This window comes from Burkholderia sp. AW49-1, assembly GCF_053427845.1.
Map to the genome: position 1 here is coordinate 959008 of NZ_JBSAXF010000001.1, position 12181 is coordinate 971188.

At 69.6% G+C, this 12181-nt stretch carries 12 protein-coding genes and 1 pseudogene; 8 read left to right on the forward strand and 5 right to left on the reverse strand.

Features of this window, described 5'->3' with window-relative positions:
* Positions 1 to 3 precede the first annotated feature (3 nt).
* Complete coding sequence (locus ACV22W_RS04150; protein WP_448017907.1) at positions 4 to 753, reverse strand: DUF3348 domain-containing protein; 750 nt, start codon at positions 751 to 753, stop codon at positions 4 to 6.
* Positions 754 to 1207: 454 nt separating this feature from the next.
* Here ACV22W_RS04150 and ACV22W_RS04155 point away from each other — a divergent pair, with 454 nt between their 5' ends.
* Positions 1208 to 2419: a hypothetical protein gene (locus ACV22W_RS04155; RefSeq protein WP_448017909.1), complete on the forward strand. Its 1212-nt coding sequence runs from the start codon at positions 1208 to 1210 to the stop codon at positions 2417 to 2419.
* A 122-nt stretch (positions 2420 to 2541) separates the two neighbouring features.
* Here the strand turns inward: ACV22W_RS04155 and ACV22W_RS04160 are convergent, their stop codons facing one another.
* Positions 2542 to 3180: a LysE family translocator gene (locus ACV22W_RS04160; RefSeq protein WP_059532414.1), complete on the reverse strand. Its 639-nt coding sequence runs from the start codon at positions 3178 to 3180 to the stop codon at positions 2542 to 2544.
* A gap of 152 nt (positions 3181 to 3332) precedes the next feature.
* Between ACV22W_RS04160 and ACV22W_RS04165 the strand changes: the two genes are divergently transcribed.
* The 3 genes from ACV22W_RS04165 to ACV22W_RS04175 all read left to right on the forward strand — a co-directional run bounded on the left by ACV22W_RS04165 (position 3333) and on the right by ACV22W_RS04175 (position 5909).
* Positions 3333 to 3797, forward strand: a complete 465-nt coding sequence (locus ACV22W_RS04165) for a GNAT family N-acetyltransferase (RefSeq protein WP_448017911.1) — start codon at positions 3333 to 3335, stop codon at positions 3795 to 3797.
* Positions 3797 to 4372, forward strand: a complete 576-nt coding sequence (locus tag ACV22W_RS04170) for a hypothetical protein (RefSeq protein WP_448017913.1) — start codon at positions 3797 to 3799, stop codon at positions 4370 to 4372. Before ACV22W_RS04165 ends, ACV22W_RS04170 begins: the two co-directional genes overlap by 1 nt.
* A 160-nt stretch (positions 4373 to 4532) precedes the next feature.
* Positions 4533 to 5909, forward strand: coding sequence for an FAD-containing oxidoreductase (locus tag ACV22W_RS04175; protein WP_448017915.1), 1377 nt, complete (start codon positions 4533 to 4535; stop codon positions 5907 to 5909).
* A gap of 53 nt (positions 5910 to 5962) precedes the next feature.
* Here ACV22W_RS04175 and ACV22W_RS04180 read toward each other — a convergent pair whose 3' ends face one another.
* Positions 5963 to 6856: an SDR family oxidoreductase gene (locus ACV22W_RS04180; RefSeq protein ID WP_059690309.1), complete on the reverse strand. Its 894-nt coding sequence runs from the start codon at positions 6854 to 6856 to the stop codon at positions 5963 to 5965.
* Between the two features lie 94 nt (positions 6857 to 6950).
* Here ACV22W_RS04180 and ACV22W_RS04185 point away from each other — a divergent pair, with 94 nt between their 5' ends.
* From ACV22W_RS04185 to ACV22W_RS04200, 4 genes and pseudogenes are all read left to right on the forward strand, one after another.
* Positions 6951 to 7820, forward strand: a complete 870-nt coding sequence (locus ACV22W_RS04185) for a helix-turn-helix transcriptional regulator (RefSeq protein WP_448017917.1) — start codon at positions 6951 to 6953, stop codon at positions 7818 to 7820.
* 73 nt (positions 7821 to 7893) lie between these two features.
* Positions 7894 to 8154 (forward strand): annotated as a pseudogene (locus ACV22W_RS04190) (cyanate transporter); the annotation flags it as partial.
* A 16-nt stretch (positions 8155 to 8170) separates the two neighbouring features.
* Positions 8171 to 8476 carry a hypothetical protein gene (locus tag ACV22W_RS04195; RefSeq protein WP_448017919.1) on the forward strand — a complete coding sequence of 102 codons (306 nt, stop codon included), beginning with the start codon at positions 8171 to 8173 and terminating at the stop codon, positions 8474 to 8476.
* Positions 8477 to 8769: 293 nt separating this feature from the next.
* Positions 8770 to 10329: a methyl-accepting chemotaxis protein gene (locus ACV22W_RS04200; RefSeq protein ID WP_448017920.1), complete on the forward strand. Its 1560-nt coding sequence runs from the start codon at positions 8770 to 8772 to the stop codon at positions 10327 to 10329.
* A gap of 106 nt (positions 10330 to 10435) precedes the next feature.
* On the opposite strand, the gene ACV22W_RS04205 is transcribed toward ACV22W_RS04200, so the two are convergent.
* A complete protein-coding gene (locus ACV22W_RS04205) occupies positions 10436 to 10819 on the reverse strand; it encodes a hypothetical protein (RefSeq protein WP_448017922.1) in 384 nt (127 codons plus the stop codon).
* A 329-nt stretch (positions 10820 to 11148) separates the two neighbouring features.
* Positions 11149 to 12048 (reverse strand): IclR family transcriptional regulator, encoded by a 900-nt coding sequence (locus ACV22W_RS04210; RefSeq protein ID WP_448017923.1) that lies wholly within the window; start codon positions 12046 to 12048, stop codon positions 11149 to 11151.
* Positions 12049 to 12181 lie beyond the last annotated feature (133 nt).

Below are 12181 nucleotides of genomic sequence, written 5' to 3' on the forward strand. Positions count from 1 at the left end.
GGATTAGCAGGTACGAAGGGCCGCGAGCAGGCCGTCTACCGTTTGAAACCGGACTTCGAGTTCGGCGAGCAGGATGCTTTGCATCTCGTTGCGGAACGTGTCGAGCCACGTGCCGGGCACGATCGCCGCGACGGACGGTGCGTCGCCCTCGGCATCGGCGTCGGCCGCCGCTTGCGCGTCGGCGAGCGCCTGCCGTTCCGCGTCGCGCAGCCGCTCGAAGCGCGTGCCGAGCAGCGCGGGCACGGCGGACAGCAGGCTGCGCTCGCGCGCGCCGAGCACGCGCTCCATGATCGCGTCGAGCGTCGCGAGCCGCGCCATCCCGGACGAGCGCGCGGCGACCGCGACCCGCAAGCGGCCGCGCAACTGGCCGATCGCGGTCTCCATTTCCTGCTGGAGCGACAGACAGCTCTGGCGGAAATCGGCGAAGTCGGCCGTGTCGGCGGGCGGCGGCGGCAACTCGCCGGGACGCCGCCGCGTGCGCGGGCGGTGAGTGGCCGTGATCGCCTGCGCGAGGTCGTGGCGCACGCGCGCGCAGTCACGCTCCGCGTCGTAACCACGCACGCCGGCCGCGACGCCGGGCGGGCTCGCATTCAGCGCGGACGACAGCGTGATCGCGTCGGTCCAGCCGAGCCACTGGCTCAGGCGGTCCGACAGCGTCTGCCGGGATTCCGCGACGTCGGCATCGGTCAGGCGCGCGAGCAGCCGGACGAGCGTCGGGCCGCTCAGTGCCGGGCGCGGGGGTGCTTGCACCATGCTGCAAACCGTCAAAAAAGGCAGCAGTTTACACGTCGTCGGGAGGTCGACCGCCAGAATCGGGGAAGCGGCCCGGCCCGGCATGCCGCGCAATCGGCCCGAACGCCCGCAGCACAAGGCTCGCGGGCCGATCGCCGGGGATTCCCGGTGCGCCAGCGCGGTGCTGGCCACGCATTCGGCCGCCTTCCGAAGCCGCCCCGGCGGGCGCCGGTTCATGCCGGACCATAACGTTCGCCCGCATGCGTTTCCGTCACGGACGTGCGGTACCATCGCGACACCCGCCGCGCGATTCGCGCCCGATGCGGGCCCGCGCCGCTTTGCAGCCGGCGCGCGGGCCGCCGGACGCACATGGATATCCGGCCGATATCCGCGGGACGCAGGCGGCGCCCCGGGAGACCGGCGCCGCCGCCCATGACAACGACTGATAACAGACGGGCCTGCCCGACCGCTCACGATGCTTTCCGACTTCGTCGCGCGCCTGCGCGAGCGCTTCAGCAAACCGCCTACCCGGCAGGACTTCGCCGCCCGCCTGATCGCCGCGCTGCGCGCGACCGGCGACACGCGCGAGTGGCTTCACGAGGACGACAAGGGGCGTCTCGTGCAAGCGGATGTCCCGTCGAACATCATCAACCTGCACAACCTGTTCCGCGACTACGCGGACGCGAAGCCGGCCGAGCGCGAAGCGACGCTGCAACGCCAGGCGAGCGCGATGATGCAGCACGAGATTCCGGCGAACTTCGCGGAGGTCCGCGCGCGGCTGCGCCCCGTGATCCGCAGCGCGACCGAGCGCGGCACCGTCGCGCTGCAGCTCGCCGGACAGCCCGCCGCGTCGGAAGTCGCGTTCCGGACGCTGTGCGAGAACCTCGAGATCGGCATCGCGTACGACGGCGAATTCAGCGTCGCGCGGCTGACGAGCGCGCGGCTCGCCGAATGGGGCGTCAGCTTCGACCACGCATGCGACATCGCGATCGACAACCTGCGCGGTGCGTCGTCAACGCCGTGGGCCGCATTGCGCGACGGCGTGTTCCTGTCGCAGTTCGGCGATTACTACGACGCGGCGCGGCTGTTGCTGACCGACCTGCTGCACCGCCAGCCGATCTCCGGCGCGCCGGTGGTGATGGCGCCGAACCGGGCCGTGCTGCTGCTCACCGGCGACCGCAACGCGGCCGGGCTCGCGACGATGATCGAACTCGCGGAACAGGCGCGCGCGCAGCCGCGTCCGCTGCCGCCGCTGATGCTGCGCTGGGACGGCGCCTCGTGGCGGAATTTCGTCCCGGCAGGGCTGGAAGCGAAGCTGCACGCGTTGCGCGTGGACGAGCTCGCGGGCGACTACCAGGATCAGCGGACGCTGCTGGACGACCTCCACAAGCGGGACGGCACCGACGTCTTCGTGGCGTCGTACACCGTGTACCGGCGGCAGAACGGCGAGCTGTTCAGCGTCGGCGTGTGGAGCGACGGCGTGCCGACGCTGCTGCCCGAGACGGACATCGTCGTGCTCTATCGGGAAGCGACGCGGCAGTCGGCCCACGTGCCGATGGCCGCGCTGCGGAACGCCTGCGGCGACCTGATGACGGCCACCGCGCACCGGCCGGTGCGGTATGAAGTGACGGCGTTTCCGGATGACGCGCGATTCGCGGCCCTGCTCGAACGGTTTCCGGCGGCATGACGCGCGCTTGCATGTCCAGGGGGCGGTGATTCGCAGCCGTGGCTCCGCCCGCGACGCCATATGCCGGAATGACCGGCCGCGGCGGCATGCCTTTCAGGAATGCAACGGCGCCGCCGCTGCCGTCAGATCCCCGCCTTCGGCGCGTTCAGGATCAGCCGCAGGCCGAGCAGCGTGATCGCGCCGGCCGCGACGCGGTCGACCCACTTCTTCGCGCGCAGGTAGAGTTCGCGCGGCCGGCGGGTCGAGAAGCACAGCGCGACGAGCGTGTACCAGCCGAATTCGACGCCGAACACGAGCGGCGGCAGCGCCAGGTAGCACCAGAGCGGCGGATGCTGCGGCAACAGCGCCGCGAAGATGCTGCCGTACCAGATCGCCGTCTTCGGGTTGCTGAGCTGGGTCGTGAGCCCGGTCCAGAACGACTTGCGCGCGCTGCCGGCGACGACGGCCTGCGAATCGTCCATCGCGATCGGCCGGTCGGCGCCGCGCCAGATCTTCGATGCCATGTAGATCAGGTACGCGCCGCCCGCGAGCTTGAGGCCCACGTACAGCCATTCGACCGCCTGCAGCAGCGTATAGAGCCCGGCCAGCGCGACGCCGCCGAACGCGATCCCGCCGACGCCCATGCCGAGCGCGGTCGCGAGCCCGTCGCGGCGCGACAGCCCGATGGAATTGCGGGCGACCAGCACGAAACTCGGGCCCGGAATCATTGCGCCAAGCCACAGCGCGGCCAGAATGGCGAGTACGGCAGCCGATGCAGTCATCGAAGTCTCCTTGATCAGCGACGCCGAAGCGCCGGCGCCTGCGTGTCGATTCCCGACGGTGAAGTCGACGATTCTGGCACGCTTCGCGGGCCGCCGGAAGCACCCGCGCGCTGCTATGCTGGGTGCCGTTTCCGCCATCGCGCCACGCCCCCATGATCGAGATCCGCGCCGCCCGCTATCCCGACGATGCCGCCGTCGTCGAAGCGATTTTCCGCGAGTACATCGCGAGCCCCACGGTCAGCCTCGCGTTCCAGGACCATGAGCCCGAACTCGCCGCGCTGCCGGGCAAATACGCTGCGCCGCGCGGGCAATTGCTGCTCGCGTGGCGCGGCGAGCGCGCGGTCGGCTGCGCGGCGTTTCGCGGAATCGACGCGACGACGTGCGAGATGAAACGCGTGTACGTGCGCCCCGAAGCGCGCGGGCTGAACGTCGGCCGCCAGCTCGTCGAACGGCTGCTGCGCGACGCGAAGGCGGCCGGTTATGCGCGGATGTGTCTCGACGTGCTGCCCGAATTCGTCGCCGCAAGGCAACTGTATGATTCGCTCGGCTTCACGCCCGCGCTGCCCATTGCGTTCAATCCGGTGCCCGGCACCGCGTTTCTCGGGCGGGATCTGTGATGGGCACGGCCGCGCGCCGCACTCTCCTCGCGCTGCTCGCCGCGCTGTCGTCCGGCGCCTGGGCCGACGGCCTGCCGCAATCCATCGCGACGCAACTGCCGTCCGGCTTCCAGCCGCTCGTCGCGCAAGCGGGGCCGGACCTCGGCGACGGTCGGCGCAGCTTTCTCGTCGTCGTGCATCGCGGGGCCGATTCGCGTGGGCAGCCGTCGCCCCGCCCGCTGCTGATCTTCGAGGAGCGGCCCGATCACGCGTACCGGCTCGCCGCGCGCAACGATCACGTGGTCCTGCGCGCGAACGAAGGCGGCCAGTGCGATCCGTTCGATCCCGAAGACGCCGCCGACAGCGGCCTCTCGGTAAAAGGCCGCTATTTCACCGTGCAGAATTTCGTCGCGTGCGGCCAGCACTGGAGCGACTACGTGACGTTCCGCTACGACACGCGCACGCACGGCTGGCTGTTCGCCAGCGAGATCTACACCGAGTCGTTTCCGCTCGACGACAAGCCCGACGAAGTCACCGTCACGCGCGCCGATGCGCACCGGCCGGTGACGTTCGGCCAATGGCGGCGCAAGGACTGAAAAACCGTCGGCGGACAATGTTCCGCCGCTTGCGTCGGCGCAACTCGCCTCCCCCCGCCAACCGGTCTACCATAGGCGCTCGTCGCCGTTCGGGCGCGCGCCGACGCGGCATGCGTCTTGCGCGCCCCCTTCCCACGTTGAACCAGCGCAGGAGGACGTCATGACGCAACACTTCGACGCGATCGTCATCGGCACGGGCCAGGCCGGTCCGCCGCTCGCCGCGCGGCTCGCGGGCGCCGGCATGAAAGTGGCGATCGTCGAGCGCGGCCGCTTCGGCGGCACCTGCGTGAACACCGGCTGCATTCCCACCAAGACGCTGATCGCGAGCGCGTACGCGGCGCAGCTTGCGCGCCGTGCGGCCGAATACGGCGTGTCGGTCGGCCCCGTCAGCGTCGACATGAAGGCCGTGAAGGCGCGCAAGGACCGGATTTCCGGCCGCTCGAACCACGGCGTCGAACAATGGGTGCGCGGGCTCGAGAACACGACCGTGTTTCAGGGTCATGCCCGATTCGAGCGGTCGAACGCGGTACGCGTCGGTGACGACGTGCTCGAAGCCGACCGCATCTTCATCAACGTCGGCGGGCGCGCGCAAATTCCGCCGATGCCGGGCCTCGACTCGGTGCCGTACCTGACCAACTCGACGATGATGGACGTCGACTTCCTGCCCGAGCATCTCGTGATCGTCGGCGGCAGCTACGTCGGGCTCGAATTCGGCCAGATGTACCGCCGCTTCGGCTCGCAGGTCACGATCGTCGAGAAAGGATCGCGCCTGATCCGGCGCGAGGACGAGGACGTCTCGCAGGCCGTGCACGAGATTCTCGCGAACGAAGGCATCGACGTGCAGCTCGATGCGAACTGCCTGACCGCGCGGCGCGACGGCGACGGCGTGGTGATCGGCCTCGACTGCACCGGCGGCCGCCGCGAGGTCGCGGGCTCGCACCTGCTGCTCGCGGTCGGCCGCGTGCCGAACACCGACGATCTCGGGCTCGAGCAGGCCGGCGTCGCGGTCGACGCGCGCGGCTACATCACCGTCGACGATCAACTGCGCACCAACGTGCCCGGCATCTGGGCGCTCGGCGACTGCAACGGGCGCGGCGCATTCACGCACACCGCGTACAACGACTACGAAATCGTCGCGGCCAACCTGCTCGACGACGATCCGCGCAAGGTGACCGACCGCATCGCCGCGTACGCGATGTACATCGATCCGCCGCTCGGCCGCGTCGGCATGACGCTCGCGGAAGCGAGGCAGACCGGCCGCCGGCTGCTGGTCGGCACGCGGCCGATGACGCGGGTCGGTCGCGCGGTCGAAAAAGGCGAGAGCCAGGGTTTCATGAAGGTGATCGTCGACGCGGACAACCATGCGATCCTCGGCGCGTCGATCCTCGGCGTGACGGGCGACGAGGTCGTGCACGGGTTGCTCGACGTGATGGCCGCCGGCGCGCCGTACACGACGATCAGCCGCGCGATGCACATCCACCCGACCGTGTCGGAGCTCGTGCCGACGCTGCTGCAGGACATGCATCCGGTCGAATGACGCGCGACGGGCGTGCCGGCCGACATCGACGGCACACCCCGCGCATTCGCGCATCAGGTCTCGAAGTACCGCGGCCGGTCGATGTCGGCCAGCAGTCCCGGCTGCACCGGCGCCCAGTCGAGCAGCGCGCGCGTGCGCTCGCTCGTTGCGGGCGCATCCATTCCCGCGAACATCGCGAACCAGCCGAAATGCTCGCCCGCTTGCGCGGCCGATTTCGACACGACCGGCACGTTCAGCCGGCGACCGATCACGTCCGCGATCGCGCGAAACGGCACGCCCGTATCGTCGACCGCGTGATAGCGCGCGCCGGACGCGCCACGCTCGACGGCGAGCCGATACACGCGTGCCGCATCGAGCCGATGCACGGCCGGCCAGCGGTTGCCGCCGTCGCCGAGATACGCCGACGCGCCCTTCTCCCTCGCGAACGCGATCAGGCGCGGCACGAAGGCGTGATCGCCGTCGCCGTGCACGGACGGCGGCAGGCGCACGACCGACGCGCACACGCCGCGCGCGGCCAGCGCGGCCGCCGTCGCTTCCGACGCGCGCGGATAGGTCGCCGACACCGGCACGTGCGGATCGTCCTCCGTCGCCGCGCGGCCGGGCGCGACGAGCGCGAGGCCCGACGTGACGATCAGCGGCCGCGCCGACCCCGCGAGCGCCGCACCGATCGTCTCGATCGCGCGGCGGTCGAGCTCGCAGTTTTCCGCGAAGCGCGAGAAGTCGTGATTGAACCCCGTGTGGATCACCGCGTCGACGGCCTCGGCGCCGCGCGTCAGGCTGTCGAGATCCTCCAGCGACCCGCGATGCACCTCGGCACCCGCTGCCGCGACCGCCTCGGCGGCCGCGTCGGAACGCGCGAGACCGAGCACCGCATGCCCGGCGGCCACGAGTTCCGCAACGACCGCGGAGCCGACGAAACCCGACGCTCCCGTTACAAAGACACGCATTTCGACACCTCCGAATGAATGAGAGGCTTACTATCTGTCGACCGTCGCGCGCGGTGAAGACGTGACGGTTTACCGGTAAACGAACTAACAGGCTATGGCTGACGCATCCGACAACCTGCTCGGCGCGTACCTTCGGGACCGCCGCGAGAAACTCGATCCGGCCGCGCTCGGGCTGCCCGTCGCGCGCCGCCGCACGCCGGGCCTGCGGCGCGAGGAAGTCGCGCAGCGCGCGCACGTGAGCGCCGCGTGGTACACGTGGCTCGAACAGGGGCGCGGCGGCGCGCCGTCCGCCGACGTGCTCGACCGGCTCGCCCGCGCGCTGCTGCTCAACGATGCCGAACGCGAGCATCTGTTCCTGATCGGCCTCGGTCATCCGCCCGAGGTGCGCTATCAGGCGAGCAGCGACGTCACGCCGCGCCTGCAGCACGTGCTCGATTCGCTCGATGCCAGCCCCGCGATCGTGCGCACGGCGACGTGGGACGTCGTCGCGTGGAACGACGCGGCCGCCGCGACGCTGACCGACTACGCGACGCTGCCGCCGCCCGCGCGCAATATCCTGCGGCTGATCTTCGTCGATGCCGGGGTGCGCTACGCGCAGCAGAACTGGGAACGCGTCGCGCGTTTCGCGGTGGGCGCGTTTCGCGCCGACATTGCGCGCGGCGGGGCCACGCAGGCCGTGCAGACGTTCGTCGACGAGATGCGCGCGACGAGCGCCGAGTTCGACGCGATGTGGCGCGATCACGACATCCATTCGCATGACGAAGGAACGAAGGAGATTCGTCATCCGCAGGCAGGCCGGATCGAGCTCGAATACTCGGCATTCTCGGTGACGGGCCGCCCGGACCTGAGCCTCGTGATCTTCACGCCGGCGACGCCTGCCGATCGTGCGCGCATCCGGACGCTCGTCGCCGCGCGTGAAAAGGCCCGCGAACGGGCCGGCGAACCGCACGTGCCGGCCGCGTAGCGCGTCGACGTTGCGCCCGGAACCGTTCTCGGAATCGCACCCGCCACGGCACCGGAAACCACCGCGCCGCGCCATCGCAGTGGGCTGCACTGCGCGTCTGTGGACCAGCAGCAGCACCGGGCTGATCGTCACGGCAGTCGTCGCGGGCGCGGGCGTCGCGGTGGTCCAGCCGCTCGCGCCGGGTCTCGCCAAGCGCTGGTTCGTCGGCTGGCTGCCGCTCGCGATGGGCCTCCATTCGGCCGCGCTGGTCGGCGGCGACGCATTCGGCGCGATCGCGAGCCCGTGGCTCGCCGCGCACGGCGGCCGGCATCTGTCGCGCGCCGTCTGGGCCGTGACCGAAAGGCGTCATCGTGCGCACGTACCAGACGCAGGATCTCGTCTATCAGGATTTGATTGCGGGCCGCCTCGACGCGTCGCTGCAATCGTCGGTGCAGGCCGATCTCGCCTTTCTGAAGACCGCGAAGGGCGCGAACTTCGAATTCGCGGGGCCGCCGCTGCACGATCCGAAGACGCTCGGCGTCGGCTCCGCGATCGGCGTGCGCAAGGATGACGACGCGCTGCGCACGCAGACCAGCCAGGCGCTCGCAAGCCTGATTCAGGACGCCACGTATCGGCGAATCGCGAAGAAGTATTTCTCGTTCGATATCTACAACTGACGGATGCCAACGGCCGCGGCGGGTTGCCACCGATTGCGGCCAGTAACACAGGCGTGCGTCGGCACGACCGGCACGCCGTTTTCCACGGCAACCTATCCCCCTTCCCCCTCCGCCCTGCTGTCGCATTCGTCCAGATTCGCGTCGCGTGTAGATAAAACCGCCGCGCCGCCGCTGCCGTTAACCCGTTCGCAACCCCGGCGCCCCGCAATTCGACGCCGCGCCCCGTCGTCGTTCGTGATCCGGAATCCATATCCGCCGTCGGCCGCCCGTCGGGCCGTCGGCAAGGGAACGTCATGCGAAAACTCACCATCCGCGGCGGACTCGTCGCGACCATCGCCGGCTATACGGCGCTGCTCGTGCTCGTCGTCGGCGCGTGCATCGCCGCCCTCTACGCGGGCAACGGCTCGCTCGAAGCGATGTACCGCGACGACACCGCGTCGCTGCTGCACCTGAAAACCAGCTCGGAACGCATGCTCGTGCTGCGCGAACGCGTGAGCGACGTCGCGCAGATCATCAGCGCCGGCCAGCCCGCGAAGGCGGAAATCGCGCAACTCCATACGCTCCTCAAGCAGAGCGACGACGAACTGGACGCGTACACGCGCCTGCACACGCGCGACGCCGACGAGCAAACGCTGTTCGACACGCTGCGCAATCGCCGTCGCACGCTGCTCGACCAGGTGTTCCTGAAGGCGATGTCGCAACTCGATCACGACAACGCATTCGACTTCCTCGACACGCACCGCACCGCGCCGCCGGCACTCTTCACCGCGTACCAGGAAGCGATCGACGCGCTCGAATCGTTCCAGATCGCACGCCAGAAGGCGCGCTACGACGCGGCCGGCGAGCGCTTCCACCGGATCGTGTGGGCCATGGCGGCGGTTGCCCTGTTCGCGCTGATCGTCGGCTTCCTGGCGCAGCGCGTGCTCGCGAAGGCGATCATCGCGCCGATCCATCTCGCCGTCGCGCATTTCGACAGGATTTCGAAAGGCGACCTGACCGGCACGGTCGTCATTCCCGGAGAAAACGAAATGGCATATCTGCTGAATGCGTTGAAGCGGATGCAGGACGGCCTCGTCGAAACCGTGAACCAGGTGCGCTCGAGCACGGAGACGATCGTAGGCGACGTCCGCACGATCGCGAGCGGCAACGTCGACCTGTCCGCGCGCACGGAGCAGCAGGCCGTGTCTCTGCAGCAGGCGGCGGCGAGCGTGGAGCAACTGACGGCGACCGTGCGCCAGAACGCGGACAACGCGCGCGACGCGCGCACTTACGCGGAAGGCGCGGCCGGCATCGCGTCGAAAGGCGGCGACGCGATGCAGCGCGTCGTCGAAACGATGTCGGCGATCTCGCACAGCTCCTCGCGAATATCCGGCATCGTCGGCGTGATCGAAAGCATCGCATTCCAGACGAACATTCTTGCGTTGAATGCCGCGGTCGAAGCGGCGCGCGCGGGCGAACAGGGGCGTGGCTTCGCCGTGGTGGCGACCGAGGTACGCGGGCTCGCGCAGCGCTGCGCGTCGGCGGCGAAGGAGATTCGCGAGCTCATCGGCCACTCGGCGCAGCGCGTCGAAGACGGCAGCGGCCTCGTCGCGCTCGCCGGCTCGGCGATGACCGAACTCGTCGCCGCGGTCGAGCGCGTGAACGCGATCATGGGCGAAACGAGCATCGCATTCGACGAGCAGTCGGCCGGCATCGAGCAGGTGAATGCCGCGGTCATCCAGATGGAGCAGACGATGCAGCGTAATGCGGCGCTGGTGGAAGAAGCGGCCGCCGCGGCGCTGTCGCTCGAGGATCAGAGCACACGGCTGAGCGATGCCGTCGCGCAATTCCGTCTTCGAGAAGCGGCGGCGTGATGTGAACGGCCCGACCGACGTCGGGCTGCCGGCACGGTACGACACCCGGGCCGAGGCCCGGTGTCGTTGCCGGCAAAATGTGGATCGTCCGGCGGGCCGCTCGCGCCTAGGCCGCCCGTGCCAGCAGGTCCATCGCGAAAGACTTCGCGTGCGCCACGGCCTCCCGCGCGTCGGGGAATACACCGAGCTGCTCCCAGCGTTCTTCGGCCGCGTAGGTTCCTTTCACCGCAAGCGCCCGCTGAACGCGAAGCTGCGCTGCGAAACCGCCCTCCTCCAGAGCGCGCGCCGTCGCGACGACCTTGTGCGGGGGACTGGCTCTCTCCGGCTGATTCAACTCGACAGGACCACCCGGCACGCCCGCACTCGTCAACTCGTTCCGGGCCTTGCAGTCCGGGCAGTAGAAGCACCACCCCGCATCCTCGTGTTCGGGCTTGACCTGACCGCGAGCCAGCACGGCACGGCATTCAACGTTTTCGCAGATGAACGGCATAGCAGTCTCCGGAGTTGTTTGACGGAAATCCTAGCATGTCCGTCGGCGGCAAAAGCAAAAAAAGCCGGCGCGAACCGATGCTGCCGCGGCGTCGTTCCGTGGCGGCTGCGCCCCTTCCCGCGCCTTCGGTTCGTCGACCTGGTGTTCCAACCGGCTGCGCGCGATCATCGTCTCCGCGATCGTCATCACGCGCTCGAGCATCTCCTTCTCGTCGGCCGCGCTCGCGAAACACGTCACGCGATGCACGGGCATGTTCGCCGGCAACATGTGCGGCCGGAACGGATCGGAGAGCTTGCCGGCTTCGAGCGATCCGGCGACGCGCGACGCTGCTACGCGCTATTCCCGGATAGCCCGTGCATCGGCCGCCGCAATGCGGCGTCGAACGGGTTCGTGCGCGGGCCGATCGCGTCGGCCTGGCGCCTGAGCAGCTCGACGACCATCGGCATCCGGTCGTCGCCGAGACGCGACGCCAGCGTGCCGACGCTCAGCGCGCCGACCGGATAACCGGTGCGGTCGAGGATCGGCACCGCGACGCCGGCCATCCCGTCGAGCACGCCGCTGTTGCGGCCCGCATAGCCGAGCTGGCGCACGCGTTCGATCTCGGTGCGCAGGTACACCTCGTCGAGCACGCCGTAGCCGCGAATGCGCGGCACGTTGAAGCGGATCACCTCCTCGCGCTCGGCTTCCGGCAGGAACGCGAGGATCGCGAGGCTGCCCTGCCCGACGCCGAGCGCGATGCGCCCGCCGATGTCGCCGGTAAACGAGCGGATCGGGAACGGCCCTTCGCACAGATCGAGACACACCGCGTCGAAGCCGCTCTTCACGAGCAGGAAGATCGTCTCGCCGAGACTCGCGCACAGCCGCAGCAGCGCGGGCCGGCACAGCGTACGCATGCTGCTCGGGTTGCCCGCCAGCGCGGCGAGCGCGAAGAAGTCGACGCTCAACCGGTACAGCTTCGACTGCTCGTCCTGCTCGACCATCCCTTCGGCGATCAGCGATTGCAGGATCCGGTGCGCGGTGCCCTGCGTAAGGCCGACGGCCTTCGCGAGGTGCGTGACGCGCACGCCGTCCTGCTGCATGCCGGCCAGTGCGCGCAGGATCGCGAATGCGCGCTGCAGCATGCCGGTGCCCGGCGGGCCGGCGGCATCGGCCGCATCGGCGGCGGCGTCCTCGTCCGGGGCCGGCACGCTTGCGGCACGCGACGTTCCGCGCGAATGAGGTTCCTGCATGCGAGTTCTCCTCGATGATTTCAGTGAACGGAATACGCCTGCCGCCATTGTCGTGCCGCCGAAATGCGTCGGGCATCCGGATGTGCACGGGATTGACGCGCGCTTTTCATCGCCTCACCCGCCTTCACTCAAC